This is a genomic window from Myxococcus sp. AM011 (assembly GCF_013372595.1).
Classification (GTDB): Bacteria; Myxococcota; Myxococcia; order Myxococcales; family Myxococcaceae; genus Myxococcus; species Myxococcus eversor.
Map to the genome: position 1 here is coordinate 1 of NZ_JABXEM010000112.1, position 25,493 is coordinate 25,493.

The window sequence follows — 25,493 nt, forward strand, 5'->3', positions numbered from 1 at the left end:
GCTGGTGGCCGGGGCGTGGCTCTTGGGGCGGGGTGTGGAGTGGCTGGTGCTGCGGTTGGTGGACCGGGCCACGTCCATGACGAAGTCCGGCTGGGATGACCAGCTCGCGGCGTCCGCGCGAGGGCCGGTGCGCTACCTGCTCTTCGTCGTGCTGGTGGCCTCCGGACTGTGGGCGCTGAAGCTGCCGCCGGTGGCGAAGCTCGGCGTGGAGCTGGTGGCCCGCTCGGTGGGACTGGCCGCGGTGGGCTGGTTCCTCTTGCGCTTCGTGAAGCTGGCCGCGGGCTTCGTGGAGCAGACGGTGGTGCGCGAGGAGAAGGGGGGCAACGTGGCCCGCGCGCGCGGGCTGCGCACGCAGCTGTCGGTGCTGCGGCGCGTGATTGAAGTGGCGGTGGTGCTCATCGTCGCGTCGCTGCTGCTGCTCCAGTTCGAGGCGGTGCGCAACGTGGGCGTGTCGCTGCTGGCCTCCGCGGGCATCGCCGGCCTCTTCATCGGCCTCGCGGCGCAGAAGTCCATCTCCACGCTGCTCGCCGGCATCCAGCTCTCCATCACCCAGCCCATCCGCATCGGCGACACCGTCATCGTGGAGAACGAGTGGGGGTGGGTGGAGGAAATCACGCTCACCTACGTCGTCATCAAGGTGTGGGACCTGCGCCGGCTGGTGATTCCCATGGGCCACTTCCTGGAGAAGCCCTTCCAGAACTGGAGCAAGGTGTCGCCCGAAATCCTGGGCACCGCGGAGCTGTACGTGGACTTCCGCACCGACGTGCCCTCGGTGCGCGCGGAGCTCAAGCGCGTGTTGGAGCAGGAGTCCAACGGCCTCTGGGACGGCAAGGTGCAGGGGCTGCAGGTGACGGACCTCTCCGAGCGGACCATGAAGCTGCGCGCGCTGGTGAGCGCGGCGGACTCCGGCAAGGCCTTCGACTTGCGGTGCCTGGTGCGCGAGAAGTTGATGGCCTTCCTTCGCGCCCAGCCTCACGGCCTGCCCATGGTGCGCACCGAGGCGAGCCTCGCCGAGGGTGAGTCCGCCACCGACGCCGTCCGCCCGGGCCTGGCCGCCCTGGCCGGGCATTCGGGGGGCTGAGGGCCGCCGCCCCGGTAGGGGCTCCTGTGGGTTCAGGAGGGTGACGCAACCGGACAGACTGACGCTGTTGCCCCGTGGACACTTATTTCTCGTCCCGGAGGGCGGTATCAGTTGCGGGGATTCACTGGAAAAGCGGAAAGTGCCGGTCCGTCTCCGTCGATGCGCGCGGGCTGGCATTGCGCGCGTCCTGGGGACCACACGCGGAGGCCGCGAGATGCGGCCGCCCGCGGTGATCCGCGACGCACCATCCATTCCACCGAGGAGCGCTGCCATGAAGCGGTTGATTCCGTTTGCCCTGTTATTGCTGAGCCCCACCGCGGCCTTCGCCGAAGCCGAGGACAAAGAGCTGTGGATTTCGCTGGGCTCGGATGCCCTGGCCCCCCTCTCCGAGGCCTTCGTGCGCGAAGGCTGGAAGGCCCCCGCGCCCTCGATGTCGAAGGAGGACGTGGTGGTGATTCCGGTGCGCGAGTCGCAACTGTCGCGCATCGCCGAAATCATGCACGACCAGTTCAACCGCTGTGCGGGCTTCGTGACGTTCGAGAGCCGTGACGAGGCGGAGCAGTCGCTGGTCCCCGAGCCCCTGGTGCCCTCGCAGGAGCTCATCACCTACACCATCGACAACGCCGCCGCCGTCAACTGCATGGCCAACGCGGTGACGGAGGCGAACGTCCGCAGCACCATCAACTCGCTGGCCGCGTACACCACGCGCTACTACACGTCGACCACGGGCGTGAGCGCGGCGAACTGGCTGCGCAGCCGCTGGGCGACGCTGGCCTCCGGCCGCACGGACATCACCACGGAGCTCTTCACGCACGCCGCCTGGGCGCAGCCCTCCGTCATCCTCACCATCCGGGGCACCACGCTGCCCAACGAAGTCGTCGTGGTGGGTGGCCACCTGGACTCGACCTCCTCCGGCAGCACGGCGCCCGGCGCGGATGACAACGCCTCCGGCATCGCCTCCTTCACGGAGGTCATCCGGGCGGCGGTGGCCTGCAACTACCGGCCCCAGCGCACGGTGAAGTTCATGGGCTACGCGGCCGAGGAAGTCGGCCTGCGCGGCTCCAAGGAGATCGCCGCGTACCACAAGAACAACGGCATCAACGTGGTGGGCGTGCTCCAACTGGACATGACCAACTACCGGGGCACGTCGGCCGACGTGGGCATCGTCACCGACTACACCAACTCCGCGCAGAACACGTTCCTGCGCAACCTCATCGCCACGTACTTCAGCACGACCATCTCCCACGTGAACACCACGTGTGGCTATGCGTGCTCGGACCACGCGTCGTGGACGAACGCGGGCTTCGCGGCCTCCATCCCGCATGAGGCGGTCGTCAGCCAGGGCAATCCCTACATCCACACGACGGGTGACACCATCGCCAAGTCCGGTGGCACGGCCAATCACGCGCTCAAGTTCTCCAAGCTCGCCGCGGCCTTCGTGGCCGAGCTGGCCAAGTAGCTTCGAAGCACAAGGCCCCCGTTCCGTCGTGCCGCTCGCCTTGGAGGCACGGCGGAACGGGGGGCCGTCGTTGTCTGTCGTCGCACGTGTGAGGCGAATCGGTCCGCTCCGCCGCCAGGGCTTGTTCGGCGGAAATCAGCCGCACCGAACCCGCGTGCATCCTGTCATCGACGTCACCCGCCGTGGACGTCGGGGTGCCCCTGGCGGGCGTGGTGGCCTTCGACTACGAGGGAGTCTCCCGGCTGGGCGTCCCGTATGACCTGGGCGCCTTCGTCGCGGGCGCGGCGTCCACCTCGGGGGCCGCACTGCCTGGAGGACGATGATGCACAAGGGGTTCGCGCCGAGTGGCTGGGTGGGAGTCGTCTGGCTGTCCTGGCTGTGGCTGGGCAGCGCCCTGGCGGCGGCTCCGGCCGCTGGAAGCCTCAAGCGCGAGCCCCTCCGGGCCGTCGTCGATTCCCTGGCGGTGGAGGCCGCGCGGCTGGCGCTGGGCTCGGACGTGGCCATCGCGGTGAAGGACCTGCGCACCGGTGAGTACGCGGGTTTCTCCGACACGGTGCCGCACATCTCCGCCAGCTCGGCGAAGGTGTTCTGGGTGGCGGCGGCCTTGAAGAAGGCCGAGGAGTCGAAGGTGGCGCCACTGGCGGAGAAGGTCTTTCGCACCTCCGACAACGAGGCCTCGGGGGCGCTCATCGACCTGGTGGGGGGGCCGGACGCCATCAACGACTACCTGCGCTCGTTGGACGTGAAGAACACCGCGCTCACGAAGTGGAACTACGGCAAGCCGCGCCGCGCGACGAACTCGCCCCAGGCGATGGGGAATGACAACTACCTCTGCGCGGCGGACGCGGTGACCTTCCTCCAGCGCTTGAGTGGCGGCGAGCTGCTGAAGCCCAAGCCCACCTCGCGCCTGCTCGCGTGGATGGAGCTGACGCCTCGCGAGGGCTGTGGCGGCTGGCTGGGGACGCTCCTGCCGGCGAAGGCGCGCGCGTCGATGAAGCACAAGGGGGGCTGGTTGCCTCCGGGGTGCTGCTCGGACGACTCGCGCTACAACGTACTCAACGAGGTGGGGCTGGTGCGGCTGCCGGACGGTGGGCACTACGCGGTGGCCATCCTCGCGGCTCGCGGTCCGGACTGGCCGCGTCAGGCGTTCTTCGTCGAGCGGGCGTCGTGTGTGCTGTATCGCACGCTCTCCGGTGAGGCCTCGCTGGACTGTGGGGAGTCGCTCGCGAAGCAGGGTGGGCCCGCGCCCGTGCTCGTCGAGGATGGCGGTACGCCCCCGGACTACGACTGTTGAGCGCGGTGGGGGCGGATGTCGCCCGTTCTTCCTCCCACCCACGCTAGATTGCGGCGGGAACCGGCGTGGGAGGACTGTCATGGGCTTTGGCTGCTGCCACTACCAGTCGGTGGGGGAGGGGTGTGACTCCGCCTTCACGATGGATGCGTCGCGCGTCACCTTCGGGCGAGGGTGTCTGGAGGAGGTGGGCGAGCGGGCCCGGGCGCTCGGCATGAAGCGCGTGGCGTTGTTCTCGGACGCGTGCGTGGCGCGGCTGCCGCACTTCGAGAAGGTGCGGGCCTCGTTGGTCGCGGCGGGACTCGACGTCGGTGTCTTCACGGAATGTCGCGTCGAGCCCACGGACCGCTCCTTCCTGGAGGCGGTGCGGTTCGCCGCGGACCTGCGCCCGGATGGCTACGTGTCTCTCGGTGGCGGCTCCGTCATCGACACGTGCAAGGCGGCGAACCTCTATGCGACGTGGCCCACCGACTTCCTGACCTATGTGAATGCCCCCGTGGGCGACGGGCGTCCCGTGCCGGGGCCGCTCAAGCCGCACATCGCCTGCCCCACGACGTCGGGGACGGGCAGCGAGGTGACGGGCATCACCATCTTCGACCTGCTCTCGTTGGGTGCGAAGACGGGCATCGCCTCGCACGCGCTGCGTCCCACCGAGGCGCTGGTGGACCCGGACTGCACCGCGACGCTGCCGGGTGAGGTGGTGGCCGCCAGCGGGCTGGACGTGCTCTCCCATGCGCTGGAGTCCTATACGGCGCGGCCGTACGTGCGGCGCCCCGCGCCTCCGCGTCCCAGCCTTCGGCCGATGAGCCAGGGGGCCAACCCGTGGAGCGACCTGGGGTGTCGTGAGGCCCTGCGGTTGATGGGGCTGTATCTGGAGCGCGGCGTGAAGGACGCGGGGGACCACGAGGCGCGCGAGCAGTTGATGTGGGCGGCGACGCTGGCGGGCATCGCGTTCGGCAACGCCGGAGTGCATGCGCCCCACGGCATGGCGTACGCGGTGGCGGGGCTGGTGCGCGAGTTCAGGCCCACGGGGTATCCCCAGGACGAGCCGCTCGTGCCCCATGGAATGGCGGTCATCCTGAATGCGCCGGCGGTGTTCCGCTACACGGCGGAGGAGAGCCCGGAGCGTCACCTGGAGGCCGCGACGTGGCTGGGCGCGGATGCTCGGGGCGCGGGGCCGAAGGACGCGGGCGAGGTGCTGGCGGACACGCTCATCCGCATCATGCGCGCGGTGGGGATGCCGAACGGCCTGGGCGGAGTCGGATACACCGAGGCGGACGTGGCGGCGCTGACGGAGGGGGCCTTCCCCCAGCAGCGGCTCTTGCAGAATGCTCCGCGAGAGATGACCCGGCCCGTGCTGGGTGGGCTGTTCCAGCAGGCGCTGGGGTACTGGTAGCCGTGGGGAGGGTGAAGCCGTGAGTGAGGTCGAGACCGCCGAGCGCTATCGCTACTTCCTGCCCATCACCACGCGGTGGATGGACAACGACGTCTACGGCCACATCAACAACGTCACGTACTACAGCTACTTCGACACGGTGGCGAACCACTTCCTCATCCAGGAGGGCGGGTTGGACATCCACGGCAGCTCCGTCATCGGGCTCGTAGTGGAGTCGAAGTGTCACTACCGCGCTCCGCTCGCCTATCCGGATGCGCTGCGGGCGGGGCTGCGCGTGGACAAGCTGGGCACGCGCTCGGTGACGTATGGGATTGGCATCTTCAAGGAGGGGGAGACGGAAGCGGCGGCCCACGGGCACTTCGTGCACGTCTTCGTCGACCGCCAGACGCGCAAGTCCACGGCGATTCCCGAGCGACTGCGCGAGGCGCTTTCGCGGCTGACCCTGGCGACTTGAGGAGTTCTCCATCATGCCCGCCCTTCCTCCAGAGATGGTCCCCGCGCTCGTGGCCGGATTCGCCATGGTGTGCGTGCTCGTGTCGTTGGTCCTTCGCTTCCGCGACGGCTGGTCGGCCCTGGAACGTCACTACCTGGCCGAGGGCACCCGGCCGGACTCGATGCAGACCGAGGCATGGGGGCAGGTGGGTTCGATGGGGGCCAGCCAGGTCCTCGACGTGGGAGGTGACGAGCGGGGCCTCTACCTGGCGCCGGCGCTCCTGCTCGGGGGCTCGCGTGCTCCGCTGCGCATCCCCTGGTCGGAGCTTCATGAAAGGAATCGCGGGAGGGGTCCCTTCTTCATGAAGCTGGACACCTTTCGCGTGGGGCCACAGCGCATTCGGGTGAAGCTCCAGGCCTCCGTGTTGGAGGCCTACAGCGCATATCTTCCTCCGACGCATTGTCAGATGTGCTCGACCTCGGCTTTGACGCCCGGGGCGGTTCAGGCGCAGCGTGTGCTCCGCTGTTTCGGCTGCGCGAGGAGCTTTCAGGGGTGACCCTGGCGACTTAGGACCGATGCCATGCACTCACCTTTCCTCGACCTCCTGGTCAAGACGCACCCTTGGGGAGCCACGCTCCTGCTTGTCGTGGCAGGCGCGTCAGCCATGCGCGTGGCTTCGTGGGTGAGTGGTTGGCATGGCCTCGCGAGGCAGTTCCGTGCGGACGGGCCTGCCCCGAGCTACATGCGAAACTTCACCTCGGGGAAGATCGGCTGGGTCGACTACAAGAACTGTCTGGCCGTGGGGGGCGATGAGCAAGGGCTCTACCTGGTGCCGAATCTCATCTTCCGACTCTTTCATCCGCCACTGAGGATCCCCTGGTCGGAGATTCATGACAGGGAAATCACGTCGTTCTTCTTCATGAAGAGCGACCGCTTTCGGGCCGGGGAGCACTCCACCCGGATTCAACTCCGGGCCTCCGTGACGGAGTCACTCGACTTCTACATGCCCCCCGTGAACTGAATGGAAACGCTCGATATCACCTTTGACGCCAGGTCCGAATTGACAGGCGAAGTGGGGCCCGTGAAGTGTGGGCTCTGTGGCGAGGCCGCGCGGGGCCGGATGCTGAAGTCGGGTGGGATGCTGGCCCGGAGCTTTGGCTGGGATTGCCCATGCGGCGCGCTGGGCCTTCACGTGCCGCTGTATGACCTGGATGAGCTGTACAGCGATGTGCTCAAGGTCTGGGGCTTGAAACCTCGGGACCCGGAGGTCTCGCCTCCGGCTCCAGTGGGGGAGTCCGGGCTCTTGTCCGCGGTGTATGTGGATGGCCCCGCACTGCTCCGGAGCTTGTTCGCGGAGGCACGGAGTCAGGGCGCCCAGGTGGCTGCCACCGAGGTGCTGGTCCGGCTGATATTGCCTGGATTTTCTTCCCCCGCGTCCATCTGGGATGTGCTCTGGGCGCGTGCGCCTCGTCCGATGGAGTGACTTCGATGGAGGCTCAATCCCTGTTCCTGCTGGCCGCGACCTCCATTCCATTCTGGCTGGCCATTCCCCTGATAGCGGTGGGCCTGCTGGCCACGGCGCTCAACGCGTCAATGACAGGAGGCTGGTTCTGGCTCGCGCGGAGGTTCCGCACGGATGAGCCCATGCCGCGCGGCGCCATCGGCGGCGTCACGGGGAAGATGGGCTGGGTCTATTACAAGAACTCGCTCACCGTGGGCGCGGACGAGGACGGCCTCTACGTCTCGATGATTCCCGTCCGCACTCCCTTCCATCCGCCCTTGTTCATTCCCTGGTCGGAGATTCGAGAGCGAAGGCGGGAGAAGCCGCTCCTCTCCATCCTCACGAAGTTCGACAGGCTGGAGGTCGGTCCGAAGCGCACGGTGCTGCGTATCGAGAGCCTGGTCATGGATGGGCTCGGTCGATACCTGCCGCTGCCGCGCTGAGCCTCTCTCCGGCAGGAGGCTCAGCGCTCAGCGATGGGTCAGACGTCGCGCGCCGCGTGCACCGGAGGCCGGCGCACGGACCACGGGCGCGCCTCCTCGAGCTGTCCGGCGAGCCGGAACAAGGTGGCCTCGTCCGCGAAGCGGCTCACGAACTGGACGCCGATGGGCAGGTCCTGCGCGTTCCAGTGCAACGGCACGGACATCGCCGGCTGTCCCGTCACGTTGTAGAGCGCGGTGAAGGGAATCAGGGAGAACACGAACCGGTACCACTCGCCCGCGCTCCTGGGCTTGTTGGAGTCCATCTCCCCGAGCAGGTAGGGCGGCCCCGCCGTCGTCGGCGTCAGCAGCAGGTCATGGTTCGCGTGGAACGCGCCCACCGCGCGGCTCACCTGATTGAACACCGCGAACGCCGCCTGGAGGTCCGTCGCCTTCAGCGCGCGGCCATGCTCCACCGCCGCCCACGTCGAGGCTTCCAGCGTGTCCGGGCCCACGGTGCGCCCCAAGGCCGTGCTCAGCATCTGCACCAGGAATGCGTTGGAGGAGGACCAGACCGTCACCAGGGCCTCCAGCAGGGCCTCGTTGTCATAGACGGGCTCCGCCTCGACGATGTCGTGCCCCAGCGAGGCGCACAGCTTCGCCACGTCTTCCACCGCCGCGACACTGTCGGGACTCACGGGCACGCCGGAGGCCGCCTTCCTCGAGATGGCGATGCGCAGCTTCCCCGGCCCCCGTCGGACCTCCTCCAGGTAGGGCCGCTCCGGCGGCGGCGCGTAGTGCGGGTCGCCTACCGCGGGCCCTTGCGTGGCATCCAGCATGGCCGCGCTGTCGCGGACCGAGCGCGTCACCACATGCTCGATACCCAGGCCGTTGATGGCTTCTCCCGAGTTGGGCCCAATGGAGTTGCGTCCGCGCGTGGGCTTCAGACCAAAGACGCCGCAGAGCGCCGCGGGAATGCGCAGCGAGCCGCCGCCGTCATTGCCATGGGCCACCGGAACGATGCCCGCCGCCACCGCCGCCGCCGAGCCTCCACTGGAGCCGCCAGGGCTGCGTCCCAGGTCCCAAGGGTTGCGCGTGGGCCCATGCAGCACCGGCTCCGTCGTCGCGTTGTTGCCGAACTCCGGCGTGTTCGTCCGTCCCAGCAACACCACGCCCGTGCGACGGAAGCGCTCCATCAGGAAGCTGTCGAACGGCAGCATCAGGCCTTTCGTCAGCCGGCTCCCCAGGTCCGTCGGGACGCCCGCCGCGTGCAGCGCCAGGTCCTTGATGAGGAACGGCACGCCCGTGAAGGGCCCCTGCGGAAGCCCCTGCTGCACGGCGTTCTTCGCGTCCGCTTCCCGGACATCGATGACCGCGTTCAGCTTCGGATTGACGCGGGCGATGGCGTCGAGCGCCGCTTGCGTCAGCTCCGCCGGAGTCACTTCCTTGCGACGCACCAGCTCCGCCAGCCCCATCCCGTCGTATCGCGTGTACTCGTCCAGGTGCATAAGCCCTCGTGGCGCACCGGACGGCGGTTTGCGTCCCTGGTGCGGCGCGAGGATACAGCCAGGCCTCGGGCCGCCGCGATGACGGCCCAAGGAACCCCCTGACTTCAGTACCGGCAGGCGCGGGTTTCGCAGTAGCCCTGTTGCCCCTTGCACACGCAGTCGGAGTCGTCGCTGCACCGCGTCAACGGGCACGTCGGACCCCCACCACCGCCACCTCCGCCAGGCAGGGTGTAGCGACACCCATTGGCGACGCAGCTCACGCTGCTCGCGCCGGGGCACGCGGCCCAGCACTCGCTCACCGTCGAGCACCGGACCGCGACACAGACGAGGCTGGCCGCGTCTTGTGGCTCGCTCGTCTCCGCGCGGAGCTCCTCGCTGGACTCCATCGGAGCGGCTTCGCTGGCGGCCGGCTCGGCGGAGACGGCCGTGGTGAACGACAAGAAGAGGGCGAGGCTCCACGGAAGGACACGGCGCAGGGACATGACGGCTCCATCGAGGCTCCAGTCGTCCTCGCGCCAGTGCGGGACGCCGTGAGCACGGACAATCGTATCAGGATGGCTCTGGCATCGCGGGTGCGAGCCCGTCGCTTCCAGGCCGGCGGCTTTCTCGTGACGCACAGCGGCGTCCTCTGAAAACGCTGTGTCACGGTGGGCGGGGATTGCTCGATATGCCCGTCGTGCGGGGAGTATCCTCCCCCCTGGCGAAGACGGAGCCGTCCGTCCGCGCACATTCAGAAGGAATCTCCTCCATGTTCATGTCCCAGCATCGTCGGCGCCAGGCATCCCTGGCCCTCCTTCCTCTCACCCTCTGTCTCGGGCTCGCGTGTGGCCCCGTGCAGGAGGGTGAGGCCCCTGTCGCGCCCGCCCCCGAGGTCCAGTCACAGCCCCTGGCCGCGCCGGGCTTCGCGGAGCTGCACCACCACATGTTCGCGGAGGAGGCGTTCGGCGGCGGGTGGTTCCATGGCAGCCACACCGGCTCGCTGACGAGCTGTGACGGCGGTCTGCCGGAGAGCGACCACGCGCGGGTGCGCATGGACCTGAGCAACCTGCTCAACCTGTGCCCCGGCGTGGACCTGAGCGGCAACCCGCTGCTCGCGGCGCTCTTCGGCATCGGCGGCGCGGTGGGCTCGGAGTTCATCGGCAAAATCGAGGGCACCGAGGGCGACACGGGCATCCACCTGGGACGCATGTCGGTCAACACCCAGTGGCCGCGCTGGGACACCATCGCGCATCAGCAGGCGTGGGAAGGGTGGCTGCGGCAGGCGCACCAGGGCGGCATGTCCCTGGTCATGGTGTCGCTGGTCAGTAACGAGTTCCTCTGCAAGGCGCTGCCGTACCAGAACATCTCCCGGCCCTGTGACGAGATGGCGGACGTGGAGCTGCAGCTCCAGATGGCGCGAGCCTTCGACGCGCGCACCGACTGGGCGGAGATTGCCCTGACGCCGTCGCACGCGCGCAACATCATCGCCGCGGGCAAGCTGGCCATTGTCCTCTCCATCGAGACGAGCAAGCTGTTCGGCACCAAGGACTGGCGCACGGAGCTGGACCGCTTCCACGCCCTGGGCGTCCGCTCGCTCCAGCCGGTGCACCAGTTGGACAACCGCTTCGGCGGCGCGGCGCTGCACAACCCCATCTTCCAGGCCGCGCAGTTCACGGAGAACTGCCACATCGACACCGACTGCGGCGTGACGACGGACACCATGACGCTGGGCTTCGACGTGTACCGCGACGCGGCCGGCAACTGCCGCAACACCAAGGGCCTCACCGCCGACGGCAAGGCCCTGCTCCAGACGATGATGGGCAAGGGCATGCTCATCGACGTGGCCCACCTGTCGGAGAAGGGCCTCCAGGACGCCTTCGCCGTCGCCCAGACGAACACCTACTACCCGCTGGTCATCTCGCACGGCCACTTCCGCGAGGTGATGAACCCGAAGCTCGCCAACGACGAGAAGACGACGCCCGCGTGGGTGGTGCGCTACCTGCGCCAGACGGGTGGCATCTTCGGCCTGCGCACCGCGCATGACGAGACGCGCGCGTACACCCGCTCCGGTGTCGCCAACAACTGCCACGGCTCCACGCGCTCGCTGGCCCAGGCCGTCGAGTTCGGTCGCCAGGGCCTCAAGGTCCCCATGGCCCTGGGCGCGGACCTCAACGGGTTCATCCAGCAGACGCGTCCGCGCTTCGGCAACAATGGCGCGTGCTCGGCGACGTTCCAGGCGGAAGCGGATGCGCACCTGCGCCAGCAGAACGTCTCCGGGCCCGCGCGCCTGGGCACGGGCTTCGACGAGTTCGGCCTCGCGCACGTGGGCTACCTGCCCGACTTGCTGAAGGACCTGGGCCGCGTGGGCGCGAACACCACGGGCCTGACGGGCTCCGCGGAGACCTTCCTCAAGGTGTGGGAGCGCGCGTCCAATCCGCGCACGGGCATGGCGGACGCGGCGGCGGATATCGACACCACGGGCGTGGCCACCTACGTGGACAAGGGCACGCGCGAGGCCGCGTACCCGGTGCTGTGCGGTGAGCACTACGCGCCGGACTCCAAGGCGGTGGGCGAGTCCTGCCGCTTCAAGGAGGAGTGCATCAGCGACGCGTGCACCGCGTCCGGGTGCAACATCGCGGGCACCTGCATCTGCGACGAGGAGGCCGATTGCTCGAGCTCCCAGTACTGCGGTTGGGGGCTCAACACCGGCAAGTGCCAGCCGAAGAAGGCCAAGGGGGCGACCTGCCTGTATGGCAAGGAATGCCTGTCTAATAGCTGCCGTTGGACGCTGACCTGTAACTGAGCCGGGAGCCGGGGTGCGCATCGCCGTTGCGCGGCGCACCCCGGGGGCGTAGGGAGTCGAGACTCCCATGTCCGCATTCGCCCAACTGCTCGAAGCCGTTCGGAAGGAAGCCCGCCCCGGTCTCTGGTCCAAGGGGGTGGGGCTCGCCCGTGACGGGGCCGTGGTCCTCCAGTCGAAGACGGACAGCGAGTTGGAGCTGAGGGTCCGCTCGGCGGGGCGCCCGGTCCCCTTCACGGTGGCCCTCTATCCCGCCGACGACGCCTGGGAGTGTGACTGCCCCAGCCTCGTGGACCCGTGTGAGCACGTCGTCGCGGCGGCCATCTCGCTCCAGCAGGCGGAGCGGGCGGACGCGCCCATGGAGACGGCGGCGACCCGCTGGTCTCGCATCGTGTATCACTTCACGCGCACGGGGGACGGCCTCCAGCTCAAGCGCACGCTGGCCCACGCGGACGGCAAGGAAGAGGCGCTGGACGGCAGCCTCGCGTCGTATATCGCCAAGCCCGCGCAGGCCGCGAAGCTCCAGGTGGAGCAGGCGGACCTGCTCGCCGACCGCATCCTGGAGCAGCGGCGCACGCGCGGCACGCTCAACCCGGAGACGCTCGACGCGCTCCTCAAGGTGCTGGTGCAGGCGCGCAACGTCCTGTTGGACGGTCGCCCCGTCGCCATCCCCGACGAGGTGGTGGTGCCCCGGGCGCTCGTCGAGGAGCGCGGCGGGCAGCTCGTGGTGACGGTGGCTCGCGACGCGCGCGTGTCCGAAGTCGTGAGCCCTGGCGTCGCCCGCGTGGGAGACGCGCTGGCCCGGATGGGGGAGACGGGCATGACGGGGCCGTGGCTCCAGAATCTCCCCATCGTCCGCACGTACAGCGCGGAGAATCTCGGCGAGCTGACGTCGAAGGTGCTGCCGGAGCTGGGCCGCCGGATGCCGGTGGACGTGCGCACGAAGCGCGTGCCGTCCATCGACCGCGAGCTCAAGCCGCGCATCCTCCTGGAGCTGAACCAGCTCGAGTCCGGCCTGTCCGTGCTGCCCACGCTCGTCTACGGCGCGCCGCCGACGGTGCGAATCGACAACGGGAAGATGGTGTACCTGCGCGGCGCGGTGCCGCTGCGCGACGAGGCGGTGGAGCAGCGGCTCATCCATGACTTGCGCGAGGAGCTGAACCTGGTGCCCGGCCGGCGGGTGACGGTGCAGGGGCCGGAGATGGTGCGCTGGGCGGACCGGCTGCGGCGGTGGGGCGGAGACCTGGCCGGTGACGGCGCGTCGGTGGTGAGCCCCGACGTGAAGCTGCGCCCGTCTCTCACCGTGGAGTCCGCGGGCGGGGTGGGCATTCCCGAGGTGCGCTTCACGCTCGAGTTCCAGGTGGAGGGGGGCAAGGGCGGCGAGGCTCGCTCGGTGGACGCCGCGGCGGTGGTCCGGGCGTGGCAGGAAGGGCTGGGGCTGGTGCCGCTGGTGGGAGGAGGCTGGGCGCCCCTGCCGCGCGCGTGGCTGGACAAGCATGGTCAGCGCGTCGCGGACCTGCTCGCCGCGCGCCAGTCTGACGGACGTGTCGCCAACCACGCGCTGCCGCAGCTCTCCACGCTGTGCGAGACGCTGGAGCAGCCGCCTCCGCCGGGCCTGGACAAGCTCGCGCCGCTCGTCGAGGGCTTCGAGAAGCTGCCGCCGCCCGTGTTGCCCGAGGACCTCAACGCGTCGCTGCGCCACTACCAGCAGACGGGTGTGAGCTGGCTGGGCTTCCTCAAGAGCGCGGGGCTGGGCGGCATCCTCGCGGACGACATGGGCCTGGGAAAGACGCTGCAGACCATCTGCGTCCTGGGGCCGCGCTCGCTCGTCGTCTGCCCCACCAGCGTGCTGCCCAACTGGGTGGCGGAGCTCAAGCGCTTCCGTCCGTCGTTGAGCGTCTGCGTCTACCACGGCCCCGGCCGCGAGCTGGACCCGGCGGCCGACGTGACGCTCACCACGTACTCGATTCTGCGCCTGGACGCGGCGGCACTGGGGTCCAAGGAGTGGGCGGCCCTGGTGCTGGACGAGGCACAGGCCATCAAGAACCCGGACAGCCAGGTGGCGCGCTCCGCGTTCGGCCTCAAGTCCAACTTCCGCCTGGCGCTCAGCGGTACGCCGCTGGAGAACCGGCTGGACGAGCTGTGGAGCTTGATGCACTTCACCAACCCGGGCCTGCTCGGGGGCCGGCGGCAGTTCGAGGAGAAGGTGTCGCGCCCCATCTCCGAGGGCAGCGCGGCGGCCTCCGCGGACCTGCGTCGCCGCATCCGCCCCTTCGTGCTGCGCAGGCTCAAGCGGGACGTGGCGCCGGAGCTGCCCCCGCGCATCGAGTCGGTGATGCACGTGTCGCTGGATGAGCGCGAGCGCTCCATCTACGACTCCGTCATGGCCGCGACGCGCAAGGAGGTGGTCGCCCTGCTCAACGAAGGGGGCAGCGTGCTCAAGGCGCTGGAGGCGCTCCTTCGGCTGCGGCAGGCGGCGTGTCACCCCGCGCTCGTCCCCGGGCAGAAGGCGACGACCTCGTCGAAGGTGGAGACGCTGGTGGACGCGCTCGACACCGCGGTGTCGGAGGGCCACAAGGCGCTCGTGTTCTCCCAGTGGACGTCGCTCTTGGACCTCATCGAGCCGGCGCTGAAGCAGGCGGGCATCGGGTTCGACCGGCTGGACGGCACCACCGTGAATCGCGGCGATGTCACGTCCCGCTTCCAGTCCGAGGACGGGCCGCCGGTGTTGCTCATGTCGCTGAAGGCGGGCGGCACGGGGTTGAACCTCACGGCGGCGGACCACGTCTTCCTGGTGGACCCGTGGTGGAACCCGGCCGTGGAGGCGCAGGCGGCGGACCGCGCGCACCGCATCGGTCAGGAACGGCCGGTCAACGTCTACCGCCTGGTGTCCCAGGGCACCGTCGAGGAGCGCATCCTCGGGCTCCAGGACAAGAAGCGCGCGCTGATGGAGGCCGCCTTGAGTGAGGCGGCCGGCGCCGCGGCCATCACCCGTGAAGACCTGCTGGAGTTGTTCTCGTGAACTGGCTTCGACTGACCACCGTGGGGGTTCTCCTGATGATGTCCCTGGACGCCGAGGCGAAGAAGTCGGACGCGGCCACCCTGCTGCGCTCCCTCATCGAGCAGGATTGGCAGTACCAGCTCGAGCACAGCCCGACGTACGCGTCGGTGCAGGGGGACCGTCGCTGGAACGAGCGCTGGGATGACCTGAGCCTCGCGGCCATCCAGGCGGACCATCAGCACTCGCGCCAGGTGCTGGAGAAGTTGAAGAAGGTGGAGCGCGCGAAGCTGTCCGCCGAGGACCAGCTCAACCTGGACCTGTTCCGCAAGGACCACGAGACGTGGGTGGAGGAGCACCGCTTCGGCTGGTACCTGCTGCCCGTGAATCAGATGGGGAGCATGCCGGAGGGAATCAAGCAGCCGCCCGGCGTGCAGACGGCCTACCAGCTCGCGGACACGCTGCGCTTCGAGACGGTGAAGGACTACGAGGACTGGCTCGTCCGGCTCCAGGGCTTCGGCACCTATGTGGACCAGGTGGTGGCGCTGATGCGCGAGGGCCTGCGCCAGAAGAAGGTGCACCCGCGCGTCATCCTCGAGCGCATCCCGCCCCAGATTCAGCGGCAGTTGGTGGAGGACCCGACGAAGAGCGGCTTCTACAGCCCCTTCCTGCGCTTCCCGAAGAAGCTCCCCGCCGCCGAGCAGCAGCGCCTCGCGGAGGCGGGCCAGAAGGCCGTGCGTGAGGGCGTGGTGCCCGCGCTGCGGCGCTTCCACCAGTTCCTCACCGCCGAATACATCCCGGCCGCGCCCGAGGACGTGGGCATCTGGCGGTTGCAGGACGGCGCGGAGATGTATGGCTTCTTCGCGCGCAAGTACACGACCACCTCGATGACGCCGGAGCAGATCCACGCCCAGGGGCTGGCGGAGGTGAAGCGCATCCGCGGGGAGATGGAGGCCATCATGAAGCGGACGGGCTTCCAGGGCTCGCTCGCGGAGTTCTTCCAGTTCCTGCGCACGGACCCGCGCTTCTACGCCCGTACCGGCGACGAGCTGCTGATGCGCTACCGGGCGCTGGCCAAGCAAATCGACCCGCGGCTGGTGCGCCTGTTCAAGACGCTGCCGCGCCAGCCCTACGCGGTGGAGCCGACGCCCGAGGCGATGGCGCCCGACGTGACGACGGGCTTCTACTATCCGGCGGCCTCGGACGGCTCGCGCCCCGGCACGTACCTCGTGAACCTCTACCGTCCGGAGACGCGCCCGCTCTGGGAGATGGTGCCCCTCACGCTGCACGAGGCCGTTCCCGGACATCACTTCCAGACGGCCCTGGCCACCGAGCAGACGGGGCTGCCGGAGTTCCGTCGCTACGGCTACTACGTGTCCTACGGCGAGGGCTGGGCGCTGTACTGCGAGACGCTGGGCGACGAGCTGGGCCTCTACGCGGACCCGTACGACAAGTTCGGCCAGCTCTCGTACGACATGTGGCGCGCCGTCCGCCTCGTCGTGGACACGGGCATGCACGCGAAGAAGTGGACGCGCCAGCAGGCGCTCGACTACTTCATGGAGAACGCGCCCCGCCAGGCGTTGGACATCACCAACGAGGTGGACCGCTACATCGCCTGGCCCGGACAGGCGCTCGCGTACAAGGTGGGGCAGCTCAAGATTCAGGAGCTGCGCACGCGCGCCGAGCAGGCGCTGGGCTCGCGCTTCGACGTGCGCGAGTTCCACGACGTGGTGCTGCTCGGGGGCTCGCTTCCGCTGGACGTCCTGGAGCGCAAGGTCGACGCGTGGGTGGCGGGACAGCAGCCCGCCGGCAAGAAGGGGGCTTCGTCCCACGCACCGGCGCCGTAGCTACTTGCCGAACTTCACGGTGGCCCGCATCAGTTGTTTGATGGCTCGGTGGGCGCGCGGGCCACCGGCCTTGATGAGGCGGTCATTCAGGTCGTCCACCAGCCGGTGGCGAAGGGGAGGCTCGGTGGTGAGCAGGGCCTCGTAGCTGGCCCGCAGCTCCTCCTCCCGCTCCGCGAAGGCGCGCAGCTCCTGCTCCCGCGCGGCGAGCTGCTCCTTCAGGGTGAACAGCTCCGCCCGCTCCTCGTCGCGCACGGCGAGCCGCTCGCGCAGGGTGGTCAGCTCCAGCTGCTCCGCTTCCCACTGCGTGCGCTGTGACTCCAGCTCGCGCAGCCGCGCCTGCGTGGCCTCGTTGTCCGCGAGCAGCGCGTGGTGACGTGCCTCGGCGTCCTGGGCCGTGGCCTGGGCCGTCCGGGCGTCCTCGCTCCACTGGTGATGCGCCTGCCGCAGCTCCTGGCGGAGGTCCTCCATCCACAGGGATGCACGAGCCACCCAGCTCATGTCCTGGGGCGGCTGCTCCAGGCTGAGGGCCAGTTGCTCCAGCCACGCGCGGCGCAGCGCCCGCTGACCCTCGATGTACCCCGTGCCTCGCGCCAGGGACTGGCTCCAGTCACTCGCGAGGAACTCCTCCAACGAGCCCTCCGTCTCGGCGAGGCCCGCCTTCTTCTGCCGGTAGTAGTCATTGAAGGCGAACAGATGGGTGGGCACGCCCGCGACCTTGCCCAACAGCGTCACGTGGTAGGACGAGGCCACCAGCACCTCGCTCTGGCGAATCTTCTCGACGGCCTGGGACAGCCGCCCCTGGAAGAGCAGGCCGACCAGGTCGATGACGTCCGCGAGCGGGAAGTGCTCAGGGAAGGCCGTCTTGCGCATGGCCGCGACGCTGTCCTCCACCACGGGCCGCTCGTCGATGTACGCGTTGAGGACGACGGGCGAGGCGCTCTCTCCGAACCGCGCGCGCAAGGCCTGGAGCTGCTCGTTCATCCGCGTGCTGGGCGTGGGCTGCACCTCCGGGGCCTCGCCCACGTTGGTGTAGACGTACGTGGAGAGGTTCATGTGCAGCGCGAAGCGGCCGGGGACGGGGGACAGGGGACCCGCGAGCGCGGCCTCCTCCGTCGCGCGCTCCAGCTCCTCCAGCGCGTCGTCACCAGAGAGCCGCGCCTGAATCCCACAGGCCACCAGGGCCTCGGTGGAGTCCGGGTCCCGACACCCGATGAGCGCGGGCTGCCACTGCCGCGCATGCGCCGCGACGCGGCCGGCGAACTCGGGGCCCACCTGGAGCCCGGACAGGACGTAGTGGACCGGGAGCCAGGTGCGCAGGACGGTCTCGATGAGCCCCAGCATCGAGTCCCCCCAGCGGGCATTGAAGTATCCGCCGCCATAGACATGCAGGTGGGCGGGGCCCTGGAGCTGGAGAGGGGACACGGGCTCCAGTCCCAGCTCCCTCGCCGTGCGGTCCGCCTCCTCCTCGGGCGCGGACGAGAAGAAGACGAAGTCCTCCGTCCCGAGCACGCCGGGGAGCTGTCGCAGGGCCTGCGGGTCCGCCACCCTGCTCAGCTCATGCAAGGAGGCGACGACCGACGACTCCATGCGCGCGCGGTGCCAGCGCACGACGCCTTGGAGCATGAGGATGTCCCCGAAGTTCCAGTAGCCGTTGAATCCTCCAGCGAGGAGGACCTTCGACAGTTCGGGGCTGTTGAGCTTCTTCAGGGTGATGGGCGTCGCGAAGAAGGAGAAGCGCATCCTTTTTCTTAACCACGGACATCACGACGCCGTCATCCGTAACCGACCTCAAGGGATGTGACAGTGCACGGTTTCACAGAGGCCCGGTCTCTTCCCGCGCGAATGTTTCACGCGCACCTCCGAGCACACCTCCCGCTCATCGCCCCGACTTCCTGGCGGGCGTCTGCTTGGGCGTGGGCGCGGGTGTGAGCCGTCCGTGTTTCCGCAGGGCCTTCACCAGTCCGTCATGGGGCAGGCCGTAGACGCGGACATTGTCCGCGCCCGTCATGGTGTCGGAGGCGAGCATCGCGTTGAGGATGGCTTCCTGCGTGGCCTGCACGGTGGCTTCGAAGAGGGGGTTGAGTCTGTCATTGCCGAGCACCATGACGTTGGCGAGATGGGCCTCCGTCGGAGGATTCAGGTGCTGGGTGGAGAACGCGAGGAAGATGTCTCCCGAGTAGTTCTCACCCAACCCGCCCATCTTGGAGATGCCGAGTGGCACGCGCCGCGCGAGCCGTCCGAGCTGATGGGGCAAGAGGGGCGCATCCGTCGCGACGACGACGATGATGGAGCCCGCGCCCTCGAAGGGATTGGGCACGGCGGGCGGGGGGGCCTTGGTGTCGCAGGACGACAGGCCGTGCAGCATGGGGCTGCCAGGCTTCTGCGCGCCGAGGTAGCAGGGCTTGTTCCCCGGCAGCTCCTCGCCCACGGGGACGCCCTCGACGGAGAACAGCCGCCGCGAGCCGTAGTTGCATTGCACCAGCACCCCCAGGGTGTAGCCGCCCGCGGACTCCGGCAGCTTGCGTGAAGCGGTGCCGATGCCGCCCTTGAATCCATGGCACACCATGCCGGTGCCTCCGCCGACGGAGCCCTCCACCATGGGGCCCGGACGCGCCGATTCGAGGGCCTGGTGTGCGTGGTGGGGCTTGAGGTGGAAGCCGTAGATGTCATTCAGCATCCCGTCCCACGTCTCCGCGACGACGGGCAGGCCCAAGTCCCACGCGAGGTTCTTGTCCACCGCCCAGGAGATGACGGCCTCGCGCACCGCGCCGATGTCGTTGGTGTTGGTGATCATCACCGGGCCGTTGAGCTCACCGGACTCGTGAATCCAGTGGGTGCCCGTCATCTCGCCGTTGCCGTTGAGGGCGTAGGTGGCGGCGAACACCGGCTCGGAGACGCCGTCCTTGCCTCGGGGCAGCACCGCCGTGACGCCGGTGCGCACGGGGCCCTTGCCCTTCACGATGCGGCCCTCGCCGGAGATGAGCGTCGTGTGGCCCACCTCCACGCCGGGCACGTCGGTGATGGCGTCGAGCGGACCGGACTGGCCACCGAAGGTGATGCCCAGGTCCCTGGCACGAGCCCGAGGGCGCTCTGTCTGAGCGGCGCCGAACGAGGGAGTCATTGACAGACAGAGCAGCACGGAGGGGAGCAGGAGTCGCCAGCGGTTGCGCATGCCCCGCTTCCTACTCCTCCCCGCCCCTCGCGTGTAGCGCGGAGGCGAGGGCGCCCGTGGATTCTCGAGCGCCCTCGCGGTGCGTCAGAACGCGGTGCCGTCCGCGCGCAGTCCGGGCGATGAAGAGAGTCCGGAGGGCAGCGCGGTGTGATGCACGAACACGCCGTTCGGGTCCGTGTCCGGAGAGCGGTTGTCGGACACGTTGTCCACGGTGGTGGCATAGCTGTATGTGTCCACGTCGGCGTTGTCCGGCTTGCGCAGGCGCACTGTGTCGCTGTCGTTGCCCAGGCCGAGCGCTCCACTGGAGGCGCGCACCGCGTTCGTCCTGCCCGGGGGAATGCCCGCCGTCCCTCCGAAGACGACCACGGCCTTGCCCGCGCCAAGCGTCGTCCCCACCGGGAAGACATGGCGTGAGAGGGCGGAGTCCCACACGCTCCACCCGGAGATGTCCAAGGCGACAGGGCCCACGTTCACCAGCTCCACGAACTCGTAGGCGACGTTGTTGCTGCCGCTGATGGCGGGCTCGTTGGCGAGCACCTCGTTGATGATGACGCGGCCGGTGCCGGTGGTGAGGGTCAACGCGGCATCACTCTCGTCGAAGAGGGCGGCGTTCGATGCATCCACCACCCGCACGAGCGTGCTGCTGGACGCGATGGCCGGCAGCGTCCACGCGTAGCTGCCCTGGACGGCGGGCACGGAGGCGGCCAGCACGCTCCACGTCGTACCGCCGTCGGTGGTGGCTTCTACGCGCACGTCGGCGATGCCCCAGGCGTACCAGCGGATGGGGAGCATGGAGCCCGCCGCGTACGTGCCGCCATGGGGCTCCTTGAGCCGCACGAAGGGCGCCGTGGCGGAGCTGAACGCGTAGGTGCTCACGACGGGGCGATGGTCGCTCAGGGTGTTCAGGTAGTCGGGCACCCACTGGTCCGCGTAGAGGACCTCGGTGGTGTCGGAGAGGTAGCGGGCGGCCACCTCGTTGCTGGCCAGCGTGTGGTCCACCATGTTCTCGAAGCCGATGGCCGTGTCGTCGCCCACCAGCGACAGCTCTCGAGTGATGAAGGTGTAGCCGCTCGGGTCCGACACGAAGTCCTGGTACGGCGTGGGCAGCGGCTGCTGGGTGTCGGGGTCCAGGGTGATGGACTCGTCCACGTCGTCGTTCCAGTCGCCGATGACGAGCACGTGCGTCTGGGCGAGGTTCTGGTCCAGGTACTCCTTCAACGCGGCGCTCGCGCGCTCCCGGGCCTCGCGGGGGCCGGTGGGGTCCGCGCTCTCCGCGCGCATGTGGACCACGATGGCGACGAGCGGCGTCTGCGCGCCCTGGATTTCGGTGGTGAAATTCACACGCAGGGGCGGGCGGTTGCCGAAGTCGCTCTCGCTGCCGATGCGCAGCAGCTCCGCGCTCTGGAAGGTGAGCGAGCTGTCGTAGAGGATGCCCAGCTTCTGCGTGCTGGCGCCGTAGGGGCTGGTGCTGCCCGTGACGAAGCTGGCGTTGTTGGAGAGGAAGCCGCTGAACCCCGGGAGCTGGGCCTTGAGGGTGTCGAAGTCGGCGACGTCGACCATCTCCACCATGCCCCACAGGTTGGCGCCCGCCTCGAGCATGACGTCGCGCGCGTAGGAAATCTGCAGGTCATCCAGCGCGCCGCCCTGGGACGTGGAGTTCGGGGGGCCCTGGGTGTCCGAGCCGAAGTAGGTGAGGTTGTAGTGGCCCACCTTGAACACCGGGGGAGTGAAGCCGGTGATGGACAGCACCAGGTTCCGAGAGGCCGTGCGGGACGTCGAGTCCGTGGCGGTGACGATGAGGTCGAAGGTGCCCTGCACGGTGGGCGTCCCGGAGAGGACTCCCGAGGAGGACAGCGCGAGTCCGTCCGGCAGCGCGCCCAGGGTGACGGCCCAGCTCAGGGGCTCGATGCCTCCCGTGGCAGTGAGGGTGGACTCGTAGGACTCGTCCCGGGCGGCACCCGGCAGCGACGTGGTGGTGACGGTGAAGGACGTCAGGACGATGAGCTGGGAGGCATACAGCGCCCGCTTGTTGTTGGCGTCCGTGGCCGAGACGACGAAGCTGAACTCCCCCGCCTGCGTGAGCGTTCCATGGAGGAGGCCCTGCCCGGACAGCGACAGGCCCGGCGGCAGGTCGCCCACGGGCGCGAAGGTGAAGGGCGCCTTGCCTCCGGAGGCAGTCAGCGTGAGCGAGAGGCTGTCACCCACTTGCTGGGTGGGGAACTGGAACTGGCCGATGCGCGGTGGCTCGTAGACGGTGAGGGAGAGGTCCGCGGTATCGCTCGCATCTGCCGCGTCCCGCACGCGCACGGTGAAGGTCGAGGTCCCCGCGGCGGAGGGCATCCCACTGAGCGTCCCGTTGGCGTTGAGAGTGAGGCCCGCGGGCAGCGCGCCCAGGGTGACGGCCCAGGTCAGGGGCGCCCGTCCACCGGAGACCGACAGGGCGATGGAGTACAGGCTGCCGGTGTAGGTGTCCGCCAGCGTCTCCGTGAGGATGGCCGGAGGCGTGGCGGGGCCGGCGTCCGTCTCGGGGCCCGCGTCCGGGACGAAGCCACCGTCCAGGTCGGGACCGCTGTCCGGGGTGAAGCCGCCATCCGTGTCGGGGCCCGCGTCCGTGTCGGGGCCACTGTCGGGTGTGGGGCCCGCGTCGGTGTTCGGGCCACTGTCGGGGTCGCCGCCATGGGGGCCCGCATCCGTCTGGACTCCGCTGTCCACCACTCCGGGAGTGGGGTCGGAGTCGGAGCAGGCGGCCAACAGGAAGAGGGCGAGCAGCGGCGCGAGTGCGCGATGCGACAACATGAAGAACTCCAAACGAGGAACGAAGTACGCGGAGAGAAGTGAATCCTAGCGCGGGGGCTTCTCGCGGACGCGGGTGGGTGGAGGCGGGGGCGTCAGGTCCGTTTCGGGCCCGGCGTCCGAGGCCACGAGACCGGCCCCCCGGCGCACGGTTCCTGGAGCTGGCCCCTCGGCTCCCTGCGCGAAAAAAGAACAGTCATGACCGAGCGTGAGCTGACGCATCTCGAGGTGCCGTGTTTCGTCGATTTCGCGGAAGCCCTCTCGGGGCGCGAGTTGATGGCCCAGGGCGTGGGACCCGACTTCGACCTGTGGCTCCTGGCCCTGGAGGGAGAACGGGATGACCGGGAGCAAGTCGCACCGGACCTTCCTTCCTTCGCGAAGTCGCTGGCGGACGCGCCCCAGACCTACGAGGTCCTTCGCTTCTCAGCGCCGGGTGCTCCACCCCAGTGCGTCCGCCTGCCCCCCAACCGACGCAACTTCCATTTCGTGCAGCCGCTCCCGGACGGTGAGCTGCTGCTGGTGGGCGGGCGCTGCAGGTACCTCGACAAAGACGCGCACGAGCGCAACGCGGTGGTCTTCTCCCGCGATGGGCGCGTGAGTCGCGAGCTGACCCTCGGGGACGGCATCCAGGACGTGCAGGCCACCGCCGATGGGCGCCTGTGGGTGAGCTACTTCGACGAAGGCGTACTCGGCAACCGGGGGTGGGGTCGTGGGGATATCGACAGCGAGCCGATTGGACGCAGCGGGCTGGTCCTCTTCGATGCGCGAGGCCAGCGACTGAGTGAGTACGACGCGAGGGCCGTGGGCACCGACGTCATCGTCGACTGCTATGCGCTCAACGTCGCGGCGAACGACGAGATGTGGCTGTACTTCTACACGGACTTTCCCCTGGTCCGGCTTCGCGAAGGAGGCCGTCCCGCCGTCTGGAAGACCCCCGTCGCCGGAGCGAGCGCGCTCGCCGTGGGCGCGACGCACGTGCTGTTCGGTGGCTCCTATTCAGCGCGCTCCACCTTCGAGCTGTTCGCCCTGCACGGTGGCGGCAAGGACACGCTCGCTCCCGCGGGCACCTTTGTCTTCGTGGACCCGGACGGAACGCGGTGGCAGCCCACGTGGATGTGCGGGCGCGGCCCCTGGCTCTATGGCGGCGAGGGCACGCGCGCTTTTCGTATCGACCTCGACACCCTGGTGGCGGCAACCCGGGTCTGGCACTGAATGCTCCTGACACTCACGACGACTCACTCTCCCGCGACGGACCTGGGCTACCTGCTGCACAAGAGCCCGCCCACGCCCCATTCATTCGACGTGTCGTTCGGTCAGGCACACCTGCTGTTGCTGACGTGTTCGTCGAGCAGGCTTATCTTCCCTGCGATGATGACCTGCAATGCAGCGTGGCCGAATGGCTGCTGTGACCGTGACGTGTGGCAAGCGGGGCTTTGTGCCGGGCACTACATGCAGCGTCGGCGCGGGAAGCCCTTCGCATCGTTGAAGGGGGCTCACGGAGTTGATCCGCGCGACCTTGTTCCCGTCAGATTCGAAGCGCCCCGTGCCGACGTCGAGGCACTGCAGGCCGAGGCGAAACGCCGGGACCTTCCCGAGGCTGCCCTTCACCGTGAGGCATTGGGTCAATGGGTGGCGAAACTCAAGGCCGAAGGGTAGGACACGACCTTGCCGCGCAGCCCGAAGATGAACGTGAGGTGCATGCCACCTGGGCACATGACCTTCAGAAAAGCCGCGCTGCTGTGTGGCCCGCCCCACGCGCGGGGCCGGGTGGTGCGCTTCCATCTCGCGGGCTCGGCGGGCCGCGCTCGAGGGGCAGGGCGCCGCCCTCTAGGCTAGGATTGCGCGGCAACCCTTCAAGGAGGACTCATGCGCACGTTCCTGATTGGTGGTCTGTTGGCGATGGCGGTGGGCTGTGGCGGTCCCATGGAACAGGAGGAGGACTCGAATCAGTCCTCGCAGGAATCGCCGCTCCCTAACTGCACCAACATGCCGACCAGCGTCAAAAGGTACTATCACGCGTCCATGACGAAGGTCATCGGTGAGCGCGGGTGCTCCTGCGGCAGCTATGTCAACTGGGGGCAGACATCCATCTACTACAACGTCCGCGACAACTGCTGACGCGAAGCGCAGGTGGTGAAGTTCATCGAAGGGCTGGTGTTCCACTACACACGGCCCGGAGTACACCGCTCCAGAAAACCTGGAGCGGCTGCGACAGCCCGGGGTCTCCACGAAGCGCTCGCTGGCGTTGCGTGAGCTGGTGCTGGGCGTCGAGGCCCTGGAGCGCTTCGTCCGGAAGGAGCCGCCGCGGCGCGTGCACGAGTGTGTCTTCGGCGTGTTCGCGCTGGAGAGCGAGCCGGTAGACCCAAGGCTGTAGGTCGGCGGAGTCAGTGCAGTCCAGGCGCTGACTCGGGCGTGATTCCAGGCTGGCTCGTCCGCGTGGCTTCCCGCCGCGCGTATGCCCCCATGCCTTCGAAGTCGACGACGAGGCAGGGCTCGTTGCCGAGGACCCACGCATCGTGCCCCGGTGAGATGGTGGCCACGTCGCCAGGGCCCAGCTCGCCCTGGGTGCCGTCGTCCATCTTCACCACCATCCGCCCGCTGATGACGTAGAGGGCGTGGGCCGTCTGGCAGCTCTCCGTGCCGGCGATGGGCTTGACGTCCTCAGACCACTTCCAGCCGGGCTCGAGGACGAGCAGGCCCACCATGCGCCCTTCGTCGAACTGGAGAATGTCCGCATGCCCGTGCCCCGCGAACGGCCGGCGCTCGTCGGGTGCCGAGAATCGCTTGATGAGTAACTCGCTCATGATGTTTCCCCC

General features: G+C 68.9%; 22 protein-coding genes and 1 pseudogene. 17 read left to right on the plus strand and 6 right to left on the minus strand.

The window, feature by feature from the left end:
- From HUW62_RS23065 to HUW62_RS23110, 10 genes are all read left to right on the plus strand, one after another.
- Nucleotides 1–1,081, plus strand: a 1,081-nt coding sequence (locus tag HUW62_RS23065) for a mechanosensitive ion channel family protein (RefSeq protein WP_176435634.1), incomplete at its 5' end; no start/stop codon positions are given.
- Nucleotides 1,082–1,352: 271 nt separating this feature from the next.
- A complete protein-coding gene (locus HUW62_RS23070; protein WP_163865729.1) occupies nt 1,353–2,540 on the plus strand; it encodes a M20/M25/M40 family metallo-hydrolase in 1,188 nt (395 codons plus the stop codon).
- A 161-nt stretch (nt 2,541–2,701) separates the two neighbouring features.
- Nucleotides 2,702–2,863: a choice-of-anchor Q domain-containing protein gene (locus HUW62_RS23075; RefSeq protein ID WP_275902376.1), complete on the plus strand. Its 162-nt coding sequence runs from the start codon at nt 2,702–2,704 to the stop codon at nt 2,861–2,863.
- A complete protein-coding gene (locus HUW62_RS23080) occupies nt 2,860–3,834 on the plus strand; it encodes a serine hydrolase (RefSeq protein WP_255203592.1) in 975 nt (324 codons plus the stop codon). Before HUW62_RS23075 ends, HUW62_RS23080 begins: the two co-directional genes overlap by 4 nt.
- A 79-nt stretch (nt 3,835–3,913) precedes the next feature.
- Nucleotides 3,914–5,227: a hydroxyacid-oxoacid transhydrogenase gene (locus tag HUW62_RS23085; protein WP_176435636.1), complete on the plus strand. Its 1,314-nt coding sequence runs from the start codon at nt 3,914–3,916 to the stop codon at nt 5,225–5,227.
- 19 nt (nt 5,228–5,246) lie between these two features.
- Nucleotides 5,247–5,681 (plus strand): thioesterase family protein, encoded by a 435-nt coding sequence (locus HUW62_RS23090; protein WP_176435637.1) that lies wholly within the window; start codon nt 5,247–5,249, stop codon nt 5,679–5,681.
- Nucleotides 5,682–5,694: 13 nt separating this feature from the next.
- Nucleotides 5,695–6,216 (plus strand): hypothetical protein, encoded by a 522-nt coding sequence (locus HUW62_RS23095; protein ID WP_176435638.1) that lies wholly within the window; start codon nt 5,695–5,697, stop codon nt 6,214–6,216.
- Nucleotides 6,217–6,402: 186 nt separating this feature from the next.
- The gene (locus HUW62_RS23100; protein ID WP_176435639.1) at nt 6,403–6,681 is read left to right on the plus strand and encodes a hypothetical protein; all 279 of its coding nucleotides are present in this window, start codon (nt 6,403–6,405) and stop codon (nt 6,679–6,681) included.
- Between the two features lie 60 nt (nt 6,682–6,741).
- Nucleotides 6,742–7,143 (plus strand): hypothetical protein, encoded by a 402-nt coding sequence (locus tag HUW62_RS23105; protein ID WP_240356362.1) that lies wholly within the window; start codon nt 6,742–6,744, stop codon nt 7,141–7,143.
- A gap of 5 nt (nt 7,144–7,148) precedes the next feature.
- Nucleotides 7,149–7,604 carry a hypothetical protein gene (locus tag HUW62_RS23110; RefSeq protein WP_176435641.1) on the plus strand — a complete coding sequence of 152 codons (456 nt, stop codon included), beginning with the start codon at nt 7,149–7,151 and terminating at the stop codon, nt 7,602–7,604.
- 38 nt (nt 7,605–7,642) lie between these two features.
- Here HUW62_RS23110 and HUW62_RS23115 read toward each other — a convergent pair whose 3' ends face one another.
- Complete coding sequence (locus HUW62_RS23115; protein ID WP_176435642.1) at nt 7,643–9,088, minus strand: amidase; 1,446 nt, start codon at nt 9,086–9,088, stop codon at nt 7,643–7,645.
- 104 nt (nt 9,089–9,192) lie between these two features.
- Entirely contained in the window at nt 9,193–9,570 is a 378-nt protein-coding gene (locus HUW62_RS23120; protein ID WP_163865720.1) for a hypothetical protein, read from the minus strand.
- A 266-nt stretch (nt 9,571–9,836) separates the two neighbouring features.
- Here HUW62_RS23120 and HUW62_RS23125 point away from each other — a divergent pair, with 266 nt between their 5' ends.
- The 3 genes from HUW62_RS23125 to HUW62_RS23135 all read left to right on the plus strand — a co-directional run bounded on the left by HUW62_RS23125 (nt 9,837) and on the right by HUW62_RS23135 (nt 16,712).
- On the plus strand, nt 9,837–11,870 hold the full coding sequence (locus HUW62_RS23125) for a membrane dipeptidase (protein WP_176435643.1): 2,034 nt from the start codon (nt 9,837–9,839) through the stop codon (nt 11,868–11,870).
- A 67-nt stretch (nt 11,871–11,937) separates the two neighbouring features.
- Entirely contained in the window at nt 11,938–14,889 is a 2,952-nt protein-coding gene (locus HUW62_RS23130) for a DEAD/DEAH box helicase (RefSeq protein WP_176435644.1), read from the plus strand.
- A 38-nt stretch (nt 14,890–14,927) separates the two neighbouring features.
- Nucleotides 14,928–16,712, plus strand: a complete 1,785-nt coding sequence (locus HUW62_RS23135) for a DUF885 family protein (RefSeq protein ID WP_176435652.1) — start codon at nt 14,928–14,930, stop codon at nt 16,710–16,712.
- On the opposite strand, the gene HUW62_RS23140 is transcribed toward HUW62_RS23135, so the two are convergent.
- The 3 genes from HUW62_RS23140 to HUW62_RS23150 form a co-directional block, all read right to left on the minus strand.
- A complete protein-coding gene (locus HUW62_RS23140) occupies nt 16,713–18,452 on the minus strand; it encodes a hypothetical protein (RefSeq protein WP_176435645.1) in 1,740 nt (579 codons plus the stop codon).
- 136 nt (nt 18,453–18,588) lie between these two features.
- The gene (locus HUW62_RS23145; RefSeq protein ID WP_176435646.1) at nt 18,589–19,884 is read right to left on the minus strand and encodes a P1 family peptidase; all 1,296 of its coding nucleotides are present in this window, start codon (nt 19,882–19,884) and stop codon (nt 18,589–18,591) included.
- Between the two features lie 84 nt (nt 19,885–19,968).
- Entirely contained in the window at nt 19,969–22,680 is a 2,712-nt protein-coding gene (locus HUW62_RS23150; protein WP_176435647.1) for a putative Ig domain-containing protein, read from the minus strand.
- Between the two features lie 195 nt (nt 22,681–22,875).
- On the opposite strand from HUW62_RS23150, the gene HUW62_RS23155 reads away from it, so the two are divergent.
- From HUW62_RS23155 to HUW62_RS23170, 4 genes and pseudogenes are all read left to right on the plus strand, one after another.
- Entirely contained in the window at nt 22,876–23,889 is a 1,014-nt protein-coding gene (locus HUW62_RS23155; protein ID WP_163865714.1) for a hypothetical protein, read from the plus strand.
- A complete protein-coding gene (locus HUW62_RS23160) occupies nt 23,890–24,333 on the plus strand; it encodes a hypothetical protein (RefSeq protein WP_163865713.1) in 444 nt (147 codons plus the stop codon). It begins immediately after the preceding gene.
- 210 nt (nt 24,334–24,543) lie between these two features.
- Nucleotides 24,544–24,795 carry a hypothetical protein gene (locus HUW62_RS23165; protein ID WP_163865712.1) on the plus strand — a complete coding sequence of 84 codons (252 nt, stop codon included), beginning with the start codon at nt 24,544–24,546 and terminating at the stop codon, nt 24,793–24,795.
- A gap of 61 nt (nt 24,796–24,856) precedes the next feature.
- Nucleotides 24,857–25,051: pseudogene (locus HUW62_RS23170) on the plus strand (hypothetical protein); the annotation flags it as partial.
- 10 nt (nt 25,052–25,061) lie between these two features.
- Here the strand turns inward: HUW62_RS23170 and HUW62_RS23175 are convergent.
- Nucleotides 25,062–25,481 (minus strand): cupin domain-containing protein, encoded by a 420-nt coding sequence (locus tag HUW62_RS23175; protein WP_176435648.1) that lies wholly within the window; start codon nt 25,479–25,481, stop codon nt 25,062–25,064.
- Nucleotides 25,482–25,493: the final 12 nt, after the last annotated feature.